Annotated in this window: 20 protein-coding genes; 13 read left to right on the plus strand and 7 right to left on the minus strand. The window is 59.3% G+C overall.

Translation table 11 applies throughout. The annotated features are described in order from the left end of the window. Positions 1-126: 126 nt before the first annotated feature. Together ACYQ6M_RS09560 and ACYQ6M_RS09565 are read left to right on the plus strand one after the other, a co-directional pair. Entirely contained in the window at positions 127-633 is a 507-nt protein-coding gene (locus tag ACYQ6M_RS09560) for a hypothetical protein (RefSeq protein WP_168693437.1), read from the plus strand. After that, positions 626-1,867 carry an HlyD family secretion protein gene (locus tag ACYQ6M_RS09565; RefSeq protein ID WP_460073497.1) on the plus strand — a complete coding sequence of 414 codons (1,242 nt, stop codon included), beginning with the start codon at positions 626-628 and terminating at the stop codon, positions 1,865-1,867. The genes ACYQ6M_RS09560 and ACYQ6M_RS09565 overlap by 8 nt, the downstream gene beginning before the upstream one ends. A 55-nt stretch (positions 1,868-1,922) precedes the next feature. Here ACYQ6M_RS09565 and ACYQ6M_RS09570 read toward each other — a convergent pair whose 3' ends face one another. Continuing rightward, positions 1,923-2,312, minus strand: coding sequence for a VOC family protein (locus ACYQ6M_RS09570; protein ID WP_022997778.1), 390 nt, complete (start codon positions 2,310-2,312; stop codon positions 1,923-1,925). A 100-nt stretch (positions 2,313-2,412) separates the two neighbouring features. On the opposite strand from ACYQ6M_RS09570, the gene soxR reads away from it, so the two are divergent. Further along, positions 2,413-2,877 carry a redox-sensitive transcriptional activator SoxR gene (gene soxR / locus ACYQ6M_RS09575; protein ID WP_075282024.1) on the plus strand — a complete coding sequence of 155 codons (465 nt, stop codon included), beginning with the start codon at positions 2,413-2,415 and terminating at the stop codon, positions 2,875-2,877. Between the two features lie 59 nt (positions 2,878-2,936). Here soxR and ACYQ6M_RS09580 read toward each other — a convergent pair whose 3' ends face one another. After that, positions 2,937-3,194, minus strand: a complete 258-nt coding sequence (locus ACYQ6M_RS09580; RefSeq protein ID WP_022997776.1) for a YjhX family toxin — start codon at positions 3,192-3,194, stop codon at positions 2,937-2,939. Between the two features lie 835 nt (positions 3,195-4,029). Between ACYQ6M_RS09580 and ACYQ6M_RS09585 the strand changes: the two genes are divergently transcribed. Continuing rightward, on the plus strand, positions 4,030-4,332 hold the full coding sequence (locus ACYQ6M_RS09585) for a hypothetical protein (protein ID WP_022997774.1): 303 nt from the start codon (positions 4,030-4,032) through the stop codon (positions 4,330-4,332). 19 nt (positions 4,333-4,351) lie between these two features. On the opposite strand, the gene ACYQ6M_RS09590 is transcribed toward ACYQ6M_RS09585, so the two are convergent. Further along, positions 4,352-4,594, minus strand: a complete 243-nt coding sequence (locus ACYQ6M_RS09590) for a DUF6455 family protein (RefSeq protein ID WP_022997773.1) — start codon at positions 4,592-4,594, stop codon at positions 4,352-4,354. A gap of 1,511 nt (positions 4,595-6,105) precedes the next feature. After that, positions 6,106-6,243, minus strand: coding sequence for a hypothetical protein (locus ACYQ6M_RS09595; RefSeq protein WP_187306601.1), 138 nt, complete (start codon positions 6,241-6,243; stop codon positions 6,106-6,108). A 304-nt stretch (positions 6,244-6,547) separates the two neighbouring features. Here ACYQ6M_RS09595 and fliK point away from each other — a divergent pair, with 304 nt between their 5' ends. From fliK to ACYQ6M_RS09615, 4 genes are all read left to right on the plus strand, one after another. Next, positions 6,548-7,402, plus strand: a complete 855-nt coding sequence (gene fliK, locus ACYQ6M_RS09600; protein WP_156912333.1) for a flagellar hook-length control protein FliK — start codon at positions 6,548-6,550, stop codon at positions 7,400-7,402. A gap of 13 nt (positions 7,403-7,415) precedes the next feature. Beyond that, the gene (locus ACYQ6M_RS09605) at positions 7,416-7,700 is read left to right on the plus strand and encodes an EscU/YscU/HrcU family type III secretion system export apparatus switch protein (RefSeq protein ID WP_022997768.1); all 285 of its coding nucleotides are present in this window, start codon (positions 7,416-7,418) and stop codon (positions 7,698-7,700) included. A gap of 354 nt (positions 7,701-8,054) precedes the next feature. Continuing rightward, positions 8,055-9,536, plus strand: a complete 1,482-nt coding sequence (gatB, locus tag ACYQ6M_RS09610; RefSeq protein ID WP_460073501.1) for an Asp-tRNA(Asn)/Glu-tRNA(Gln) amidotransferase subunit GatB — start codon at positions 8,055-8,057, stop codon at positions 9,534-9,536. 4 nt (positions 9,537-9,540) lie between these two features. Then, complete coding sequence (locus ACYQ6M_RS09615) at positions 9,541-9,936, plus strand: GFA family protein (protein WP_460073503.1); 396 nt, start codon at positions 9,541-9,543, stop codon at positions 9,934-9,936. A gap of 569 nt (positions 9,937-10,505) precedes the next feature. Here ACYQ6M_RS09615 and ACYQ6M_RS09620 read toward each other — a convergent pair. The 3 genes from ACYQ6M_RS09620 to ACYQ6M_RS09630 all read right to left on the minus strand — a co-directional run bounded on the left by ACYQ6M_RS09620 (position 10,506) and on the right by ACYQ6M_RS09630 (position 15,229). Continuing rightward, positions 10,506-12,818: a sulfatase-like hydrolase/transferase gene (locus ACYQ6M_RS09620; protein WP_460073505.1), complete on the minus strand. Its 2,313-nt coding sequence runs from the start codon at positions 12,816-12,818 to the stop codon at positions 10,506-10,508. A gap of 507 nt (positions 12,819-13,325) precedes the next feature. Continuing rightward, positions 13,326-14,492 (minus strand): MFS transporter, encoded by a 1,167-nt coding sequence (locus ACYQ6M_RS09625; RefSeq protein ID WP_460073506.1) that lies wholly within the window; start codon positions 14,490-14,492, stop codon positions 13,326-13,328. Next, positions 14,492-15,229, minus strand: coding sequence for an SDR family NAD(P)-dependent oxidoreductase (locus ACYQ6M_RS09630; RefSeq protein WP_168687945.1), 738 nt, complete (start codon positions 15,227-15,229; stop codon positions 14,492-14,494). Before ACYQ6M_RS09630 ends, ACYQ6M_RS09625 begins: the two co-directional genes overlap by 1 nt. Positions 15,230-15,329: 100 nt before the next feature. On the opposite strand from ACYQ6M_RS09630, the gene ACYQ6M_RS09635 reads away from it, so the two are divergent. The 5 genes from ACYQ6M_RS09635 to ACYQ6M_RS09655 all read left to right on the plus strand — a co-directional run bounded on the left by ACYQ6M_RS09635 (position 15,330) and on the right by ACYQ6M_RS09655 (position 20,197). Beyond that, a complete protein-coding gene (locus ACYQ6M_RS09635; RefSeq protein WP_460073509.1) occupies positions 15,330-15,941 on the plus strand; it encodes a TetR/AcrR family transcriptional regulator in 612 nt (203 codons plus the stop codon). Between the two features lie 387 nt (positions 15,942-16,328). Beyond that, entirely contained in the window at positions 16,329-17,009 is a 681-nt protein-coding gene (locus ACYQ6M_RS09640) for an amino acid ABC transporter permease (protein WP_062489369.1), read from the plus strand. Then, the gene (locus tag ACYQ6M_RS09645) at positions 17,006-17,716 is read left to right on the plus strand and encodes an amino acid ABC transporter permease (RefSeq protein ID WP_229003387.1); all 711 of its coding nucleotides are present in this window, start codon (positions 17,006-17,008) and stop codon (positions 17,714-17,716) included. The genes ACYQ6M_RS09640 and ACYQ6M_RS09645 overlap by 4 nt, the downstream gene beginning before the upstream one ends. Positions 17,717-17,755: 39 nt before the next feature. Beyond that, positions 17,756-18,544: a transporter substrate-binding domain-containing protein gene (locus ACYQ6M_RS09650; RefSeq protein WP_022997759.1), complete on the plus strand. Its 789-nt coding sequence runs from the start codon at positions 17,756-17,758 to the stop codon at positions 18,542-18,544. 108 nt (positions 18,545-18,652) lie between these two features. Beyond that, positions 18,653-20,197 carry a glycosyltransferase family 39 protein gene (locus ACYQ6M_RS09655; RefSeq protein ID WP_460073511.1) on the plus strand — a complete coding sequence of 515 codons (1,545 nt, stop codon included), beginning with the start codon at positions 18,653-18,655 and terminating at the stop codon, positions 20,195-20,197. The last annotated feature ends 34 nt before the right edge of the window (positions 20,198-20,231 follow it).

The raw sequence follows: 20,231 nt of genomic DNA on the forward strand, positions 1-20,231 counted from the left end.
CCGGATAGGTTGTGTCAAAGTCCTCCAAAGTCACACTTTTTCATACGCATGACCGGAAATCCCTTTTAAGGTTACGCTACTGCTTCCGCCATATCGGGCGGAGCGAGGGCGTAAGGGGGAATTCCGATGGCGGAAAATATGCACGAGCTTGCTCCGCATCATCTGCCGCCTTTCATACCGGCTGCGGACGGTGGTGATTGGCTTTTTACCGTGATGCTGGTCGTGCTGATTTTCGGCGGGATCCTTGTCGGGGTGTTCTATCTGCACCTGCATTCGATCCCCGAACGACTTGCTCACAAACATGGGCGCATGCAGTTCGAGCTTGTTGCGGTCCTCGGCCTTCTGGCTCTTTTCACACATAACAACATCTTCTGGGTTGCAGCGCTTCTGCTCGCCTTCATTCAGCTTCCCGATTTCTGGACACCGCTGGAATCGATGGCCCATTCCCTGAGTCGTCTGGCCGGAACGGGTGGTGTTTCGTCCGAAACCTTGGTCGAGCATGATCTTGAGCAGGAAGAGCAGGAGCTGGAGGTCGGCACGAGTGCGTCGGAGGGAGCGCCTCACGAACCACCGCCAACTCCAGCCGATCATTCCACTGCATCGACAGCCGAACAGGAGAACAAACATGTTTGAGCTCCTGTTCTGTTCCCTTCTCACCATATTGCCCGACTATCTGATCCGCAGATATGTGCAGGGCAAGCGCATCGGCCGGGAAATAACGCTCTATTCGGTCTGGTTCGAGCTGCGCTACGGCATTGTGCTGTGCCTGATGCTGACCGTGTCCCTGATCACGCTGATTTTCTATTTTCATCCAACGGCAACCACGGCGGTCTCGACATTCCGGACAATTCCGATACTGCCGGAAAGTTCCGGCAGGGTCGTCGAAACCTTCGTGCCGCGTGAGCTTGAGGTGGACATCAAGGCGGGTGACCCGATTTTCAAGCTCGACAGCACGCGTCAGGAAGCGGATGTCGTGACTGCGCAACAGCAATTGGTCGAAATCCAGGGAGAGCTTGCGCTGGCCCAGAGCGAACTGGCTGTTGCCAATGCCCAGACCGAGCAGGCGCAGGCAGCACTGAAGCAGGCGCAGGACGAGCTCGACACGAGGCAGGAGCTTTTCACCCGCAATGCCAATGTCGTGAGTGAACGGGACATCGAAAAGCTGCAGAACGCGGTGGATGCGCGAACCGGCGCACTGCGCGCGGCGCAGTCCAATCAGGAACTCATCCAGACCAAGATCACGGTATATCTGCCCGCGCGCCTGAAAAGCGCGGAGGCCAGATTGCACGAGGCGCAAGTGGAGCTGGAGAAGATGACTGTCTACGCCGGCGTGGACGGCACCATGAGCCAGTTCATCCTGCGTCCAGGTGATATCGTCAACCCGATGATGCGGCCTGCAGGCGTGCTAATTCCCACGGATGCACAGCGAGAGCGAATCGTTGCGGGCTTCGGCCAGATCGAGGCCCAGGTTCTCAAGGAAGGAATGGTGGCGGAAGCGTTCTGCGGAGCTGTACCTTTCACCATTATTCCGCTGGTCGTGACAGAAGTGCAGTCGCAGATCGCTTCCGGGCAGATAACAACCTCGGGCCAGCTTTTCGATGCCGCTCAAAGTGTGAAACCGGCAACGATCACCACCATGCTGGAACCACTTTACAAAGACGGTCTGGCTGACTTGCCGCCGGGCGCAATTTGCACGGTCAACGCCTACACCAGCAATCATGACCGTCTGTCGTCGGGCGAACCGATTGGAACCGGTGAGTTCATCTTCCTGCACGTGGTCGACACGGTCGGTCTCGTCCATGCGATGATCATTCGGCTTCAGGCGCTGCTGTTCCCGATCCAGACGCTGGTGCTGACGGGCCACTAGAACAAAAACATCCCGGCGGGACGGTGGGAAACCGTCCTGACGGGGTGCGTATCATTCACTTCTTGTAGCTGACCACTTCAAACTCGATGCCATCGTCATCGTCGAAATAGAATCTGCGGCCCGGCTCGTAGTCGCCGTGATTGTGCGTGTGATAGCCATCGGCCTTGATCACTGCTTCGGTTGCGTCGATGTCGTCGACGACGACTGCGATGTGGTTGAGGCCTCCGTGGTGGCTGTAGCTGTCTCCGGAAACCTTGCTGGTTGTACCAGGCGGTGAATAGGCTGCTACGTAGCTGGTTTCGTTGCCGATGTGATACGTCGTGCCGCCGCCAAGGCTTGCACCTTTCCAGCGAACCTTCCAGCCGAACCAGCTTTCCAGACGTTTGGCGGTCGCTTCCGGGTCACTGACCGTGACGTTCACATGTTCCAGGAATGCACTGCTCATCTCGGTGTCCTTTCAGGGTTTGACCTTTTGTGGACACCAGACATAATTCCTCAACCTTAGTTGAGGTCAAGAGAGACGAGGCGATATTTTGACGAAGGTTATGAAAGGCACCGATCTTCTAACCATCGGGGATCTGTCAGAGCGGACAGGACTGTCCGTATCGGCGATCCGGTTTTACGAAGAAAAGGGGCTGGTGCACCCAAGCCGGAACGCTGGAGGCCAGCGGCGATTTTTAAGGGCCGATATCAGGCGCCTGTCCTTTGTACTGGTCGCGCAGGAATTCGGGTTCTCGATTGCGGAGATCGCGGCGCAGCTCCAAAGGTTGCCGGAGGGGCGGGCACCGACCAAGGCGGACTGGACAAGGATCAGCAGAGATTTTCGATCTCACCTTGATCGGAAAATCGAACGGATGACCGCCTTGCGCAACAAACTCGATGGCTGCATCGGCTGCGGATGCCTGTCTATGAAGACTTGCCAGCTCTACAACGCAGGAGACGCAGCGGCCAGCAAGGGACGTGGGCCCCGCTATCTTCTTGGCGATCGTCCGGATTTCGCCAGGGACTGACCCCCGGGCGGCTTTGGGAAAGTTGCCGGGACGCCAACAGGCTGTCCCGGCTCCTGACTTCACCTGTTGTCCAGTTGAGCCCTCACACGTTTCAGACCCAGCGGCGTGATCCGATAAGGGCCGCTGTTCCTGGAGGCGATCAGCCGTTTGTATTTCAGCTTATGGAAAAGCTGTGGTGAGCAGCCGCCCCAGAACCAGCCTTCACGGGTGACGGTTTCATGTTTGATGACACGGCCATCCTCATCCTTTTCCAGAAGGATATAGCCGCCTTGAGCCAGCAGGTGCAGGACCCGCTGCTCGGCTTTGGAAATGTCCATTGATTTGAATTTGCCTGAAAGTATGCACAGATCTTCAGTCACCGCAGCTAATCGCCTGCAGTGCTGATGTGACTGGCCCCGACTGATGTCAGCCGGGGTCTACCGGGACTGTTGCAATCCGCGCATAAAACCTCTCAGTTGGTGGGAAGGCCCTTAGCACACGCTGCCAAACGCGACAACGCGCCGAGGCTCAATGCAGCGGTGAGGCTGGGTGATTTGCAGAGGCTGTTGCAAATCTGCTGCGATCTGAAAACGCAGGATTTCGATTTCCTGGTTCGGTCGGGAGAAATAGCTTCAGCTGTGTTCAGCCGGCCAGTAGCCGTTGTCGGGGTTGCGGGAAACCGCGATGGCCTCGACATCCCGCGAGCCGCAGGAAGCGCAAGTAAGTGTTTCGCTCAAGGACGAGACTTTCTGGTCTCCGGTGAACCGTGAAAAGTTCATGTAACGGAACCGGCCACAGTGATTGCACAATATGGCAAGGCGTCGATCGGTCTTGAAGAGGGTGTCGACTGTTGGGTCGTCTGTTTCAATAGATGAGAGTAAAGTCATGGCCTTTAAAACTTATTTTAAGGAATGGAAGCTGCCAGAGGCAATGCATGTCAAATACTTGTATTAACAAAAGTAGCACAGAGTTTTGCTGTACAAAACCGTTTAAATTTAGGTGAGCTGAGGGTCATGTCCCGGCTTCTTGCCAGGGAAATGGGACTGTTTCATTCAATTACATGGCTTTACGGCCAACTGCTGAGACGAGACTGCAGCAATTTGCCGCCGGACTTATGTCCTTAAACTTGGAAACCGGCTCGCATTTTGTCCCGCACAAGGCTATGAGGAAGCCATGATGACGCTTTCAGAAACCTGGTACGACCTCTTCGGCCTTGCTGGCCTGCTCAACCCGTTTGCGCTGCTGATCGGCGGGTATCTGGGGTGGAAGGCCGACCGGCTGCAAAAGCTCTGGATCGCGGGATTCGCGGCGGCAGCGCTGACGCTCATTCTGGATGTGGCGATTGGCGCGCTGCCCGTGCCGCAGCCTTTTGCGCATGATGCCGGTGCGCTGGCTGTCTTTCCGTTCCGCTTTGTCGGCGGTTTGATTGCGTCTGCCGTGACCTATTGGCTCAGCCGCCGCGTGAAGCGCGCCTGAGGCCGGTGCTGCCGCGTTTTCAGCTGTCGATCCAGCTGTTGAACAGGGGAGCGTTGGGGCAGTTCGGCAGGGCTTCATCCGCGCCATCGGGATGGCTTTCAAGCCAGGCACGACAGGCTTCGGTTTCGCTGCAGTTGATGCATCGATAGGCGGCAGACCTTAGCGCCGCACCCGTGTGCACACCGGTCGGGACGTGGTTCATCGCGCCGATTGTGTCCAGCATCCTGCCCATCAGTTCCGCGCGCTCGTTGAGGCGATCCATCCAGTTCAAGCCGTTTCTCCTTCCGACGGGACATGTGCAGACATTGTCTGCCAAGGCCTTCTGTCTCTTGATGCCGCTCTGGTTTCCGGCACCGGTTATGAAAGACACAATGCAGCAGAAACACCTGCGTTACCTTGATCAGGGTCAACTCTGGGCAAGCATTGCGAAACCAGCCATACTGCAGGTTCATGATTCTGAACCCCTGCCAGGCCGCCTCCTGCATTTCGGAGCGCCGCAACACCTGGAGACGGTGGGATGGTTGAAACGGTAAGCGCCTCGCCGCTGCCCCAGGCAACCGGCAATGGCACAGTAGCTCAGGGACTTGAGCCGGGAACGGAACTCAAGGCCAAGGTTGAGGCAAACCTGCCGGGTGGTGTGGTGCGCCTTGCGACACCCGACGCAAAGCTGGAGCTGCGCGTTCCTGCACCACTTCCTGAAGGCGGCGAGGTTACGGTTACCGTCAGCGGTTCCAAACAGCAGCCTGCGATCCTGATCACTGTGGGCAAGGAGCAGCCGCAGCAGCAACCTTCCGCGCCGACGACAGCTTCTCAAGGTCAGGCGTCCCAAGCCCAAGCATCCCAAGCTCAAGCATCCCAAGCTCAGGCACCCCAAGTACAGGCGTCAAAGGGCCAAAACGGCCAGGCTCCTGCGCAATCCGAATCCGGAGCGCCCCTGCAACCGCAACCTTCAACGGCGACCGCCTATCCGCGGCCGTCGCCGGTTCTGGCGCATCTGGTTCAGGTCCTTTCGGTCAACACGGCTCCGGGCCAGACTGCCGGCAATGCCCAGACCTTGCCGCAAACACCTCTTCCGGGGGCGTCTTCGCCAACCAGCGCTCCGCCGGCGGCCGGCGGCGCGCAGCCTCCGGCTTCAGGAAACGTCGCAACCGTTCAGCCTCTTCCGCCGACAGGAGCATCTGGACAAACAATCGCTGGAGTGCCACCTCCGGCAGGGGCTTCTCCGCAGAACTCGGCGCCGACGCAGCCTGCTGCTGCCCCGTCCCAGGGGGCCGCACCTGCGCCAAATGGCCTTTCGGGTGGGCTCGCGCAGCCGCAAGTCGCTACCGCGCCACCGGCGGGCACGCCATCTTCCGGGATCTCTCAACCGGGACAGCCTGCACCTCCTGCGGGGTCTGCGGCCGGGCAAGTGCCGTCGGGGGGAGGCGTACCTGTTCCGGCTGCTACCGGACAAGGTGCGGCGAGCTTGTCGAACCTGACCGGTGGACAACCGGTTTCGCAGCCGGCAGCAATTGCCTCAACGGTTACAGGCGTGCCCACGCAACCCGGAACATCGGTGAACCCGCCCGTAGCGAACGCTGCCGCAGTTTCGCCTGCCGGTGCTTCTGTTCAGGCACCACCATCCACGCTTTCAGCAGGCACGCTGGCTACGCCAGCACCGCCGCCTTTACAAGGTAACCCGGCAGCTCCAGTGGGGGCTCCTTCAGGAAACACGCCTGCGCCTGCCACAAGCGTCCCTGGTGTGCAAAGTGCAGTTCCCGGAACGTCGCCCGGTCAGGTTCCGGCAGGTGCAGGGGCCGGAGCGCCCGTATCAAGCATGGTGCAGGCAAATCCCCAGTCGGGAGGACCATCGGGACCAGCGCCTGTCCAGGGCTCGCAATTGGCATCAACCGCCGCGGGGGCTGGTGCCAACTCCGCTTCTCCTCCAGCTGCAAACCTGCCTGGCACAGGCGTGCCCAATCAAGCCACAGGGCAGTCAAACGGCGCATTTCAGACAGTTGGAGGACAGCCCGTAGTTCTGACGCGAACGGCGATCCCTCAGACTTATCCTGCATCCGTTGGTGCATCCGTGCCGACTGCGGGAGCCCCAAACCCAACCGCGCAGGCTTCAGGGGTGGGGCAGCAGCCTGCCAATAAGATTGCCGAATTGCTGAAGCAACCGCTCAGTGAGCAGCAGGCCGGCCTTGGGAGCCTTTTCGCCCAGATAGGAAGCCTGATGTCCGCGCAGAACAGCGGGAACGTTTCTTTGCCGGATCCCGTGGTCAAGGCAATGCAGCAGATCCTTGGTCTACGCTTGTCGTCGGCCCAGGCACCGACCGCGCAGGATCTGCAACAGGCTGTAAGATTGTCCGGACAGTTTCGCGAAGCACAATTGTCCCTGCCTTCCGGAGCGCAGCCGCAGGGTCAAGTCGCGCTGCCGGATTTGAAATCCGCCCTTTTGTCGTTCAAGGCACTGCTTCAGCAGTTGGGTGCCCGCTCTGAAATCACCCACCCCGCAGGACAGCCGCCGGCGCCATCCCGGCATGGTGCACCACAAGGCCAGGCGCAACAGACCAGCAGCGGGTTCTGGGCAGGAGCTGCTTCGCAAAATCTGCAGGCACTTCTGAAGGAAACGGATTCGGCCCTGGCGCGCCTGCGGCTGACGCAGCTCAGCAATACGAAACTGTCCAGGGACGATGGACCGCGCGCAGCGTCCCGTCCGATGGATCTTGTGGTTGAGCTGCCGCTCGCGTTTGGCAATGAAACGGCCGTGATGCAAATGCAGGTCGGCCGCGATGGGGCCGGAAACCAGGAAGATGATGAGGGGGAACCCGCCTGGCGGCTGCGGTTTGCACTCGATCTGACCGCGACAGGACCGCTGGAAGCTGCCATCAGTCTGCGCGGCGGCGGAACCTATGCCAGCTTGTGGGTGGATCGCAAGGAAACCTTCGACAGCCTGAACGCCGTTCGCGAAACCATGGAAGCCGCTTTTGCCGATGCGGGGCTGGATCTTCAGGAGCTGCGGCTGATCCGCGGGCTCCCACCCAGAACAGCGGCCAAATACGGCGCATTGATCGACAGGCAATCGTGAGACGGAACCGGCAATGAGTGAAAAGGACAAATCCGGGAAGAAGCTTGCGGTCGCACTGCAATATGAGAACGAGGGCGCTCCCGTTGTCACCGCCAAAGGCGCGGGCTCCATGGCTGAACAGATCGAACGTCTTGCGCGGGAAGCAGGCGTGCCGATTGAACAGAACCCGATGATGGCGGAGGCCCTGTCGCAGATTGAGGTCGACCAGGAAATTCCGATCGAGCTTTATCAGGCGGTCGCCGTGCTGATCGGCTTCATCATGCGGACTGGCCAGGCCAAGCACCCGCCGCAGGAATGATGGTGCAAGGCCGAGTGTTGTCGCGCTGACAAAGCAATTGCCACTGTGACCTTCCGTTGCACGCGTGTTGGTCGTGCTTTCTGGCTCTGGAAATGATCAGGCCGGGGGGTGGCATTACGCTCGTCCGTGACGGCACGGATGCTTGTTGCAACGCTTCGCAATGCGCGATTGCCAGGCAGTCAGACCCGAAAGGCGCGTCCTGCTGTGTGAAAGCTAACGCTTCAGGCAAGGAAAACCTTGCAGCCAGGACAATTCCCGACTAGGTCATCAAACGGCTACAAATTCGCGCCGCAGCATGTCTTTCCAGCTGGTTGACCAGACGCGAAATCAAAACGAACAGGATTTTTGACGACTATGACGATTGTCGACGTACGCACACCCGATCCGAAGAAATTCATCAAGGGCGCGACGGGCGATTGGGAAATCGTGATCGGTATGGAAGTCCATGCCCAGGTCACGTCCGAAGCCAAGCTCTTTTCCGGCGCCTCAACGGAATTCGGCAAAGACCCCAACGATAACGTCAGTCTCGTGGACGCGGCCATGCCGGGCATGCTGCCGGTGATCAACGAGGAATGCGTGCGTCAGGCGATCCGCACCGGCCTCGGGCTCAAGGCCGAGATCAATCTGAAGTCCGTGTTCGACCGCAAGAACTACTTCTATCCGGATCTGCCGCAAGGCTACCAGATCTCCCAGTTCAAGCAGCCGATTGTCGGTGAGGGCAAGATCCTTCTCGACATGCCGGACGAACAGGTCGAGATCGGTGTCGAGCGCCTGCACCTTGAGCAGGACGCCGGCAAGTCTCTGCACGACCAACATCCGACCATGTCATTCGTCGACTTGAACCGTTCCGGCGTGGCGCTGATGGAAATCGTCTCCAAGCCGGACCTGCGGTCTTCCGACGAGGCAAAAGCCTATCTGACCAAGCTGCGCACTATCCTGCGCTATCTCGGCACCTGCGACGGCAACATGGACCAGGGGTCCATGCGCGCCGACGTCAACGTTTCCGTCCGCCGTCCGGGCGGTGAATTCGGCACGCGCTGCGAGATCAAGAACGTCAACTCGATCCGCTTTGTCGGCCAGGCCATCGAATATGAAGCCCGTCGTCAGGTCGCCATTCTGGAAGACGGCGGTTCGGTCGATCAGGAAACCCGCCTGTTCGATGCTGTGAAGGGCGAAACACGGTCCATGCGGTCCAAGGAAGAAGCGCATGACTACCGCTATTTCCCGGATCCCGACCTGCTGCCGCTGGAGTTCACGCAGGCGTTCGTCGACGAACTGGCACAGCACCTGCCGGAACTGCCGGACGACAAGAAGAACCGCTTCATGGGCGACTACGGCCTGACGGCCTATGACGCCGAGATCCTGATTGCCGAAAAAGCCTCGGCCGACTTCTTCGAGGAAGTCGCCAAGGGGCGCGATGCCAAGCTGGCTGCCAACTGGGTGATCAATGAACTCTTCGGCCGCCTGAACAAGGAAGGCAAGGATCTTTCGACCAGCCCGGTTTCCGCCGCGCAGCTCGGCGGGATCGTCGATCTCATCAAGGACGGCGTCATTTCCGGCAAGATCGCCAAGGACCTGTTCGAGATCGTATGGACCGAAGGCGGTGACCCGGCGAAGATCGTCGAAGACCGCGGCATGAAGCAGGTGACCGACCTCGGTGCCATTGAAGCCATCGTTGACGAGATCATTGCCGCCAATCCGGACAAGGTTCAGCAGGCCATCGTCAAGCCGGGCCTGCTCGGCTGGTTCGTGGGCCAGGTGATGAAACAGTCTCAGGGCAAGGCCAACCCGCAGGCCGTCAGCGACATGCTGAAGCAGAAGATCGGTCTGGAATAAGACCATGACCGGTGAAGGGAAAGCGCCGCAAGTCGAGCTGCCCATCACCGGTTCCTGCCATTGCGGGGCGGTATCGTTCGAAATGAAGACGCCACCCCGCCATGCCGTCGAATGCAATTGCTCGATCTGCCGCCGCCTCGGTACCATCTGGGGACATGGCGACGCAGGGGATATCGCGATCAAGGCGGCGCCAGAAGCAACGTTCAGCTACGCCTGGGGTGACAAGGGGCTGGCTTTCCACACCTGCCGGACCTGCGGTTGCACCACGCACTGGCAAAGCCTGTCCGCAGAGTTACCCGACCGGATGGCTGTCAACCTACGGCTTGCCGCTCCCGGCACCATCGAAGCCATTGGCATCCGGCATTTCGACGGTGCGGACACCTGGACCTTTCTGGACTGAGTGGGCGGGGCGTGGTCTGACCCGGCACGGCTCGCGTGCCATCCGCACTGCACGTTCCACGTCACGCCGACATCATGGTCATGGCTGAATACGGCGGAGTTTCTTCGCCAAGCTCACTCTCCGACACCTGAAGTACGGCGCTTTTCACCAGGTCATCGCTCTGCTGACGGCAATCAATCTCTTCATTGCCGAGCGCAACGCTGACGAGGCATAGCCGTCTGTCCGGCGCGCAAAACCGGACGTCATCATCGCCAACTGTAATCGAGGCTGCAAGGTGCTGGAGGCAACCGGCGGTTGAGGGGGCACCGCTCTTTTCAGGCCGGCCGATGGGACGCTTTTAAGCGCAGCTTCGAGCCCAAATTTGCCGTTAGTGTGAAGGCTTTCCCCCGAAGATTTTCTGTGGCGCGGCAGAGAAGCCGTTTTGCACAGTCGAACTTGGGCTGTGGCAGTGCTGGACTAACTCGGCCTTCGGGCTGAAATTCCCCCTCGCACCGCGTCCATCGTTACGGCAGTCGTAGGCTGGGCCGCGGCAGGACATTTGCCCTTTTTGCCGCGGCCCGAATTTGACGCTACTGCAATTCCACGGTTACCTGCTTGATCGTGCCGGTGAAGGCAAAGGGCGCCTCTTCCCGGTAGGCAGGAGACACCGTCGCACCCAGGTCCATCCCGATGTCCAGCGTCTCGGTTGCCGAGTAGCGGGACGGCACGACCTTCTCGATGTCTCCGCTTGCAACCTCGGTCCCGTTGACAAGGAGCGTCGCCGTGCCGCCCGTGATCTCCTTCCCGGGTTCGAAAGGAAGCTGTTCGTAGACCATCGTCACGGTGTGCTCACCCGGCTCCAGCGGTGTCTCGCCTGCGACCCGGTAGAGGTCCTTGCCGAAGAAGTTGAACTCGTACACCGGGACCCCGTTCTCCAGATACAGCGTGTATCCGGCCGACGACCCGCCGTTCGCGATCATCACGCCACCTGCGCCTCCTTCAGGAACCTCGATCTCGGCGGTGATCGTATGAGAGCGCTGATAAGCAGGAGCCGCGCTGCCTTCCGGTATGCGTGTCGTGCCCGGCGCATAGGTGAACACGTCCCTCCCGCGGGTAACCGAGGGTCGCTCGGGGTTCAGGGCACGATCGGAGAAACGGTCATCGAGCGGATAGACCTGGAACTTCTTCGCCTCCTCGTCGAACATCGCCTGAAGCTCGGCCAGCTTCTCCGGGTTCTCGGCGGCAAGGTCATGGGCCTGCGAGAAATCTTCCTCGATGTTGTAGAGCTCCCAGGTGCTGTCGTCGAAACCGACCGAGCCGGTCAGCTCCCAGGGTGCACCGTGGAACGACGCGGCGATCCAGCCGTCATGATAGAGCGCGCGATGCCCGCCGGTCTCGAAATACTGCGTTTGCCGTGTTCCGGGCGCTTCGGCATCGGCAAAACTGTACTCCATGCTGACACCGGCCATCGGAATCTGCTCGGTGCCGTTAACCACTTCCGGCTCGGGAATGCCAGCGGCTTCGAGGATGGTCGGGGCAATGTCCACAGCGTGATGGAACTGTGTTCGGATGCCTCCACCGTCGGTGATCTTCGCCGGCCAGCTGATGACCATGCCGTTCCGGGTGCCCCCGAAATGCGAGGGCACGCGCTTCATCCACTGGAACGGCGCCGAGCCCGCCCACGCCCAGCCGACAGGGTAGTGGTTCTCATGCAGCGGGCCGCCTATCTCGTCCATCACGGGAAGCTGCGCTTCGACCGTGTCCGGAACGCCGTTCTGGGTCATCATGTTGTTCAGCGTACCGGTGACGCTGCCCTCGGCGCTGGGGCCGTTGTCCCCTGCCACCAGGATGATCAGCGTATTGTCTGCCCCGGGCAAAGCATGGACCTTGTCGATAAGGCGTCCGATTTCATAATCTGTCTGGGCCAGGAAGCCGGCAAACACTTCCTGATGCCTGCTGTAGAGCCGCTGCGCGTCGGCGTCGAGCGTGTCCCAGGCCTCGATTTCTTCCGGTCGCGACGTCAGGTCTGTGTTTTCGGGGACAACACCGAGCTCCTTCTGCCGGGCGAGCGTCTCTTCGCGGACCTTGTCCCAGCCCTGATCGAACTGACCAGAGAATTTGTCGATCCATTCTTCACTGACATGCAGCGGGGCATGAACTGCGCCCGGAGCGAAATACATGAAATAGGGCTTGTCAGGCGCGATGGATTGCTGGCGATCGAGCCAGGCGATGGCGTCGTCCACCAGGTCGACGTTGAGGTTGTAGCCTTCCTCCGGGCTGATCTCCGGCTCTACCGGGATTGTGTTCCGAAAGAGCTGTGGATCCCATTGGCTGGTCTCACCGCCCTGGAAGCCGTACCAGTATTCAAAGCCAAGGCCGGTCGGCCAGTGATCGAATGGCCCCAACGGAGAGGTTTCCCAATCGGGCGTGTTGTGCCATTTGCCGAACGCGGCGGTCGAGTAGCCGTGATCCTTGAGGATCTCTGCGATTGTGGCTGTCGAGCGCGGCCAGATGCTGTCGTAGCCCGGATAGCCGGTGGAGAGCTCGGTGATCGTGCCGAAGCCACTTTGGTGGTGGTTGCGCCCGGTGAGCAGGGCGGCCCGCGTCGGCGAACAGATTGCGGTGGTGTGAAACCGCGTGAAACGCAGGCCCTCTTCTGCAAGGGCATCCATGGCCGGGGTTGGAACCGGCCCGCCGAATGTGCCGGGTTGCCCGAAGCCGAGGTCGTCGATTAGGACGACCAGGACGTTGGGAGCCCCCTCAGGTGGCGTTACGGGTTGTGGGTAATCCTGTGTTGAACCTTCAAAGGTTTCCGTAATGACCCCACTGAAAGGTGCTGGTGGCAGTGGCAACACACTGCCGTCCCGCGGCGTATCTTGTGCGCTGGCCGCTGATGCTGACATGATGAGCGCAAGGACAGCAGCCCCTTGAGTAGCACGTCTGAAATGGAATGGCTGGGTCATAGTCTTGCCTTTGCAGTCATCGAGCAAAATCCTGACGCAGGGTAACACGCAATCAATGCGTGTGGAAATGCGTTTCTAGTCATTGTTCCTTCAAGCGGAACTGTGCTCGTCTGGCTGGCAGTATTGTCGTGGGTTACCAATGCGAGGCACACTGGCTCAATTCTGCGCCCATTCCATCGCCGTGGTGCAGGTGCAGCGAACGGAAGGAAGGTCCGCACTACGGTCATACGCACTGTGCCAGGTGTGGCCAGACGGTGCGAATTTGAAGCGCCGGAATGAGACCACTGGGTGTCTTCTTCTCATTCGCAGCTTGCAAGGTTGTCACTTGCAGGCCTGCGTGGCAGGACCTTGGTCCCGACAGCCAACTGAGGCTGATCAGGACGTGTCCACAGGAGTTCAGCGGACACGTCCTTGAGGTTGCACCTGGTGTCCGCTGTCTCGCATGTATCAGAGACGGTCCGCAACCTCGTGCGCTGTCGAGCGGAACCGCTTGGGCAGCGCCGCGAGTATCATGACCGTCGCGATGCAGGGTATTGCAAACAGAGCTGCGGTTGCGCTCATCGATGCTACGCCACCCGTCTCAAGCATCCATCCGCCCACGAATGTGCCGAGCGCAATGCCCACATTGGCGGCTGCAATGTTCATGGAGGCTGCAAAACTCTTGTGATCAGGCCCAGCCGTCATCACGCGCACCTGCGACAGCACGAAGCCGGCAGCGTGGGCCATGCCCCAGGCAATCAGGACGACTGTCAAAAGCAGGGCGGGAGCAGTCGCCAGAAGGCCGAAGGCCATGGCTCCGCCTGAAACAAGCAATGGAACGACAATGGCGCCGGCCAACGCATGGTCGGCAGTCCTTCCTCCGACCCAGTTCCCGGCGAGGCCGGCTGCACCGAAAACCAGCAGCGCGATAGACATCTGATCTCCTTCAAGCCCGGCGTTGGCCAACAGGCTGGTGAGATACGAATAGCCAGCGAACATTGCCGAGAAAACGCAGACAGACAGGAAAAGCTGACAGAGAAACGATGGACGGCGAAGCAGGGAAAGTGCGCTGGCTGTCTTTGCCTGGAAAGGTGGCAAATGAAGCCTCAGATTGGCGAGCAGCAGGACCACAGACAACAAACCAAGGCCTGCGACAGGGGTTTGCCAGCCAAACCGTTCTGCAAAGAATGTTCCGCAAGACGGCGCCAGGACGACACCGAGCGTAACGCCGATATAAACTTTCGCGACGCCTTTGCCGGCGCCATACACTTGGGAGAGGTGAGAGCTTGCGAAACTGATGTAGACCGGCAATGCCGCTCCCTGAGCGACCCGGAGAGCGGCGGCAAGCTCGAAATTCGGCAATACGATCAATATCAGGTTGGCGGAGTTGGGCAGCATCATCCAGCCGAGCACCTTCGCCGGAGATGTATCAGACAGATACGCGGAAAGAAACGGCGCGGCGAGGGCGGAGCCAATGGCAAACCACGTCACCAGCCAGCCGGATTGCGAGGGTGTCATGTCCAGCTGCGCCGACATTGCAGGCGCAAGGCCGATGACGACGAACTCCGTCGCCACCAGCACCAGCGCCGACAGCCCGATTGTCAGGGCTGTGGCTTTGGAAGAACCTCTTGTCATCAAGCGTTGGCACCATTGTCGATCAACCAGTCTGCTCCTGTAACAGACTGTGCAGCGTCCGAGGCGAGAAAAGCGACAACATTGGCGATTTCTTCAGGCTGTGCATAGGCTTGCCGTGCCATGAGGGCCCGTTGCCCGTCGGCAAACGGACCGTCGGCAGGGTTCATGTCCGTATCTGTGGAGCCCGGATGCACGGCGTTTACCGTTATCCGCCGGGAGCCGAGATCACGCGCAAGCGCATGGGTCAATCCGGTGACGCCTGCCTTGGTTGCGCTATAGGCCACCAGTCCGGCCATGGGCGCCTGAGCGGCAAGATTACTGCCGATCGAGATGATCCTGCCTCCGTCCGGCATGTGCGTGACCGCGGCTTTTGATGCAACGAACACTGCACGAAGATTGACCGCCAGGGATGTGTCGAAGTCCTCCAGGGACAGTTGGTCGACCGGGCCAACGAGAAAGACGCCGGCGTTGTTCACCAGAATATCGATCTTTCCGAAGGTGGATGCAGCCTTGTTGATCGCGTCCTGCAACTCATTGGCCTTGCTGTTGTCGGCGCGAATGGCCAGTGCCTTGCGGCCCGTCTTTTCGATCGCCGCAACCGTCCCTGCGGCCGCGTCCTCGTTTGACGCAAAACTGATCGCTACATCAGCTCCATCTTCGGCGAGCTTGCGGGCGATTGCTGCGCCGATGCCCCGGCTTCCCCCTGTCACGAAGGCAGTTTTTCCAATCAATGTCATCGTCGATTCCTATTTTGTAGTGATTGATACAAAATTAGATGGACTGCTTGTGTTGAAGGGTCAAGTGATTTATTTATCGATCGATACAGAAAGGGTTTGAATGGCAACGAGAGGCCGTCCAAGAAAATTTGACCGGGAAGAGGCTCTTGAACGGGCGATGCGTGTTTTCTGGTCCAAGACCTACGAGGGAACATCGCTAAGCGATCTGACATTGGCCATGGGGATTAACACGCCCAGCCTTTACGCTGCCTTCGGCAGCAAGCAGGAGCTTTTCCGCGAAGCCCTGGCTCACTACGTCGAGAACTATCACAACGGTATCTGGACCGGTTTGGACGAGGCCCCCTCAATTTTCGATGCGGTCCGGACCTTCCTGACACGCTCTGCAGAAGCCTATTGCATGACCGGACAACCACCTGGCTGCATGGTCGTACTGGGAGCTCAACACAGTTGCACCGAGGACCAGTCCGTTCCGGCGGGCTTGAGTAAGATGCGGAAGAACAATCTTCTCCAACTGCAGGCACGCATCGAGCAGGCAAAGGAGGAAGGTGAACTTCCCGGTGACTTCGATACCGCAGCCGCGGCAACGATGCTCTTCTCGATGCAAACGGGAATGTCGGTTCTGGCCCGTGATGGCGTGTGTGAGGAAGCCTTGCTTGCTGCAGCCGACCAATGTGTCGAGGCCTTCAGGGCAATGGCAAACCGGCCCCGATAACAGCGATCCAGCAAGCCTGTCGCATCCATCGCGGCAGTGTCCATCAGGCAAGCGTTACAGATTGAGCATCCCTACATTCCCAGGGGCTTTGAAGATGTAATAGCTGCACGATGCACACCACGAACCCGGTGCTTGATCAGTTGTTCCAGGCAGCTCGGTATCTGCGTGACCAGCAGTCATGCCTGGTTGTCAGGTCGGACTGCCTTGTAATTTTGCCCAATATCGAGGCAAGTGCCTCCGTTGTTCGCGCATCATTGAAGTTCAGCTGCAGGTTCATGGCGAACGCCTGCAATTCTTTCCTTTGGCACAAGCCTTGCTCTTCCAACTCTGGTTTGAACCATTGGAAGTTTTTGATGAAGCACGGCCTTGTTTCTCTGGTTGGTATCAATGTCCAACCTTAGATTTTTCGAGATTTACCGGAATCCGGAATATTTGTGGCTGCTCGCCAAGGGTGCATTGATCAGCGCTGCGCTGACAATCGGCGGCGGCATCCTGGGGTTTCTCCTTGCCGTGCTGCTGGCGGCAGTCCGCCACTACAGGGTGCCGGTTCTTGCCCAACTGGCGGCGGCCTATGTCGAATTCATCCGCAACACGCCATTGATCGTGCAGATGTTTTTCGTCGCCTTCGGTTTACCGCTGCTTCTTGGGTACCAATGGCCCTTCTGGGCCCATGCGCTGCTGGCACTCTCCATCAATTTTTCCGCCTATTTTGCGGAGATCCTGCGCGCGGGCCTGGCGTCCCTCGGCGCGGGGCAAACGGAAGCCGCCGATGCACTCGGTCTGCCGCGCTGGCTCAGCTTCGTGAAAGTGTGCCTGCCGCAGGCGGTTGCCGCCATGTATCCCTCGCTCAACAGCCAGTTCATCTTCCTGTTCCTGACAACCGGCATCATTTCGGAAATCGGCGTGACGGACCTGACATGGGCAGGTCTCTTCATCGACAGCCGGAATTTCCGCTCGTTCGAGATCTTCTTCACCCTGACGGTGATCTACCTGTTGATGTCACTGGGGTTCAAAACCCTTCTGGCGCTGCTGCATGACCGGTTGTTCAAATGGAAGGTGGTTCGATGAAAGACGCCTTCGTCGCCCTCCTTGGCAAACCATTCGGCATCGTCCTGTTCCAGCTTCTGGAAGCCACCCAATACACGATCTATCTGTCTCTGATCGCTTTCATCGGTGGGGGCTTGATCGGCGCATGCGTAACCGCTTCGCGGGTTTCACCGGTCAAGATATTGCGGAAGATCTTCACCGCCTACACCTGGCTTTTCCAGTCAGTGCCCTTGCTGATGCTGCTGTTTCTGCTCGGGCTGGGTATTCCGCATCTTTTCGAAATCCAGATTGACCCGTGGCGAGCGGCCGGCATTGCCCTGACGCTTTATACAAGCGCCTACCTGGCCGAAGTCTGGCGAGGGGCGCTGACGGCCATACCGGCAGGCCAGCATGAAGGCGGCAAGGCGCTGGGCATGACCTTCGCCCAGATCATGTTCCTGATCATTCTGCCACAGGCGTTTCGCCTGGCCATTGCGCCCACGGTCGGCTTCATGGTGCAGATCATCAAGGGCACGTCGCTTGCCTATATCATCGGCTTTCACGACCTGATGACGGTCGGCAAGCGCTGGGCGAATGCGCCCGTGCCGGGCACCCAACCCTTCGTCATCTATCCGCTGATGGCGATGATCTATTTTTCTCTTTGTTTTCCGTTGTCTGTGTGGTCGCGGCGCCTTGAAAAGCGCCTCGGGTCCACATCGTCCAAGGGCGGGGCTGCCGCTGCCGCCTGACAAATCGCGCTTCAAGAACAACCGAAGGAGGGTCGCGTAATGTTGAAAAAAATTTTGGGGCTGACAGGCTTGGCAGTGTCTGCCGCATTGATGATTGCTAGTCCTGCATCTGCAGAGCTGAAGGACATTCTGGAAGCCGGCAAGATCAAGATTGCTACACCGGAGAATTTTCCGCCTTTTGGCTCGCTGGGCAGTGAAGGCGAATACGAAGGCTACGATATCGACGTCGCAAAGATGATCGCGGAAGATCTTGGCGTGGAGCTGGAGCTGGTGCCCGTCACGTCCAAGCAGCGCATTCCGTTTCTGGAAACCGACAAGGCCGATCTCGTGATTGCAACACTCGGCGCCAATCCGGAACGCGCAAAGTCGATCTGGTTCTCTCACGCCTATGCTCCGTTCTTTTCCGGAGCCTTTGCCAAGCCTGACGTGGCCGTTTCCACCATCGCGGATTTTTCCGGCAAGAAAATAGCGGTGACCAGCGGCACGCTTGAAGATCTGGCAATCACGGCGGATGCACCGGAAGATGCGGAGATCATCAGGTTTGGCGACAACGCGGCCACCATTGCGGCTTATGTTTCCGGCCAGGCCGACGTTATCGTGACCGGTAACATGGTGGCTTTGGGCATTTCCAATGACAACCCGGACTTCAATCTGGAAAACAAGTTCATCATCGCCAATTCGCCGTCTTTTATCGGTGTGAAGACGGGTAACATCGACCTTCTGCAATGGGTCAACGTTTTTGTTCTGCACAAGAAGCTGAACGGCAAGCTGGGCGAGCTGTCAGAGAAGTGGCTGAAGACGCCGCTGCCGCCTTTGCCTGCACTTTAAGGCCTGCCGGCTGATCGTTTGAAGCGCGCGGCGTCGAGCCGCGCGTTTTTGTTTTCGCAAGGGAAAATGCGAGGTTACAGGCTTCTGAAAATCTAGTATCCCCCTGCCATGATGTTTCGCAGTTCGACCGCCGGTACAGGGCCGGCTCCGTTTTATGCCACGCCCCTCGGGGTCTGGGGCGTCGTCGCCCTTTGGGGGCTCGCGCATATCCTGCTGAGGGCGTTGAACACGCCCGTCCTTGGTACGGACGATATGTTCGAGAACGTTCTGGTGCAGACGCTGGAGCCCGGTTACATGCTGCGTCAGCCGCCGCTTTACGAGTGGCTGCTCTGGTCTGCGCAGCAATTGTTCGGCCCTACAATCTGGGCAGCGCTTTTCGTCAAATACACCCTGATCTCGATTGCCGCGCTGTTTCTGTTTCTGATCGCACGCAAGGCCATCCACGACACGCGCCTTGCAGCCCTGTGTGTCTTTTCCTATTCGCTCTTCTACCAGTTCGGCTGGAACCTTCATGAAGGCGTCACCCACACGGTGGTGTTGACTGCAGCCTGCGCCATGAGCGCCTTCTTCTTCCTGAAGGCGCTGGAGACGCAGCGGCTCGGCTACTACGTGCTGTTTGGCATGGCGGCCGGGGCCGGACTGCTGGGCAAGCATTCCTACCCGATTTTTGTACTTGCCCTGATCCTGGCGGCGGCCAGCGACCCGGCATGGCGCACCCGGCTGCGCCTTTCCGGCCTGTTGCTGGTGCCTTTCGCGGCGGCACTGATCTACAGCCCCTATGCCTATTGGATCTTCAGCGAAGGGCTGAAGCTGCTGGCATCGGTCTCCGACACCATGGGCGTCAGTGCTGAAACATCGCATCTGATGCGCGCAGGCGAGGGGCTTGGGAAACTTGCCTTCGGACTTGTCGGTTTCTCGGTTCCGCTGGTCCCGCTGCTGCTCCTGCTGTTCTGGCCGCGCTATCTTGGCCGCAAAAAGCCCGAAACACCTGCCGTGAGTGACGCAGCGCGCCTGTGCGGGCGCACGGTTCTCCTGATGATCCTGCTGACGGCGCTGATGATTGCGATCACCGGTGCAACCTACGTCAAGGAACGCCACATGCACCCGCTGCTTCTGCTGCTGCCGGTGTGGCTGTTCGCCGACCTGGAACGCTTCGGATTTGAAAAGCAATGGCGCTGGCTGACGGCCGTTGTTCTGGCGGTTGTCGCGGTTGCCTTTCTCGCCCGGGTACCAGGGTTGGTCGCGCCGGACAAGACATGGTGCGGTGGCAAGTGCCGGCACATGAAGCCTTACGCGGACCTGAAGGCACCGCTGGCTGACCTGGGTGCAGCAGACGCCACACTGATTGCCGATGATGGCTATACCGGCGGCAATCTGAGGGTCTTGTTTCCCGATGCCAGGCTGGTGACCAAGGCCATTCCGGCCAGAACGCCACCGCGACAAAGCTGCTTCTTCATCTGGGAAGAGGGGGACAAGGAGCCGGACACGTCTGCAATGGAGCGCTTCAGTCAGGTCGCCTTCTGGGATGCCGGCGAGGCGCTTGAGGCAACGTATCTCACCGGCGCTTGGCCGCATTTGTGGAAGCCGCCCGGCTGGCGGACAAGCTGGTGGGGCGTAGCGAAGCTCCCGCCCGAGAGCCCAATCTGCCGCTGACCGTAATCTTTCCTGACCAAAGGCGCGAACCGAA

This window comes from Roseibium sp. ROS1 (assembly GCF_054658215.1).

What these genes read in the sequence shown, in the direction of transcription:
- ACYQ6M_RS09570 (WP_022997778.1), bottom strand. Translation starts at nt 2,312, where the DNA reads ATGAGCAGTGCATTCCTGGAACATGTGAACGTCACGGTCAGTGACCCG.
- ACYQ6M_RS09640 (WP_062489369.1), top strand. Translation starts at nt 16,329, where the DNA reads ATGTCCAACCTTAGATTTTTCGAGATTTACCGGAATCCGGAATATTTG.
- ACYQ6M_RS09650 (WP_022997759.1), top strand. Translation starts at nt 17,756, where the DNA reads ATGTTGAAAAAAATTTTGGGGCTGACAGGCTTGGCAGTGTCTGCCGCA.
- ACYQ6M_RS09590 (WP_022997773.1), bottom strand. Translation starts at nt 4,594, where the DNA reads ATGGATCGCCTCAACGAGCGCGCGGAACTGATGGGCAGGATGCTGGAC.
- ACYQ6M_RS09615 (WP_460073503.1), top strand. Translation starts at nt 9,541, where the DNA reads ATGACCGGTGAAGGGAAAGCGCCGCAAGTCGAGCTGCCCATCACCGGT.
- ACYQ6M_RS09630 (WP_168687945.1), bottom strand. Translation starts at nt 15,229, where the DNA reads ATGACATTGATTGGAAAAACTGCCTTCGTGACAGGGGGAAGCCGGGGC.
- fliK (WP_156912333.1), top strand. Translation starts at nt 6,548, where the DNA reads ATGTCCGCGCAGAACAGCGGGAACGTTTCTTTGCCGGATCCCGTGGTC.
- ACYQ6M_RS09655 (WP_460073511.1), top strand. Translation starts at nt 18,653, where the DNA reads ATGATGTTTCGCAGTTCGACCGCCGGTACAGGGCCGGCTCCGTTTTAT.
- ACYQ6M_RS09620 (WP_460073505.1), bottom strand. Translation starts at nt 12,818, where the DNA reads ATGTCAGCATCAGCGGCCAGCGCACAAGATACGCCGCGGGACGGCAGT.
- ACYQ6M_RS09580 (WP_022997776.1), bottom strand. Translation starts at nt 3,194, where the DNA reads ATGGACATTTCCAAAGCCGAGCAGCGGGTCCTGCACCTGCTGGCTCAA.
- ACYQ6M_RS09625 (WP_460073506.1), bottom strand. Translation starts at nt 14,492, where the DNA reads ATGACAAGAGGTTCTTCCAAAGCCACAGCCCTGACAATCGGGCTGTCG.
- gatB (WP_460073501.1), top strand. Translation starts at nt 8,055, where the DNA reads ATGACGATTGTCGACGTACGCACACCCGATCCGAAGAAATTCATCAAG.
- ACYQ6M_RS09585 (WP_022997774.1), top strand. Translation starts at nt 4,030, where the DNA reads ATGATGACGCTTTCAGAAACCTGGTACGACCTCTTCGGCCTTGCTGGC.
- ACYQ6M_RS09605 (WP_022997768.1), top strand. Translation starts at nt 7,416, where the DNA reads ATGAGTGAAAAGGACAAATCCGGGAAGAAGCTTGCGGTCGCACTGCAA.
- soxR (WP_075282024.1), top strand. Translation starts at nt 2,413, where the DNA reads ATGAAAGGCACCGATCTTCTAACCATCGGGGATCTGTCAGAGCGGACA.
- ACYQ6M_RS09635 (WP_460073509.1), top strand. Translation starts at nt 15,330, where the DNA reads ATGGCAACGAGAGGCCGTCCAAGAAAATTTGACCGGGAAGAGGCTCTT.
- ACYQ6M_RS09645 (WP_229003387.1), top strand. Translation starts at nt 17,006, where the DNA reads ATGAAAGACGCCTTCGTCGCCCTCCTTGGCAAACCATTCGGCATCGTC.
- ACYQ6M_RS09565 (WP_460073497.1), top strand. Translation starts at nt 626, where the DNA reads ATGTTTGAGCTCCTGTTCTGTTCCCTTCTCACCATATTGCCCGACTAT.
- ACYQ6M_RS09560 (WP_168693437.1), top strand. Translation starts at nt 127, where the DNA reads ATGGCGGAAAATATGCACGAGCTTGCTCCGCATCATCTGCCGCCTTTC.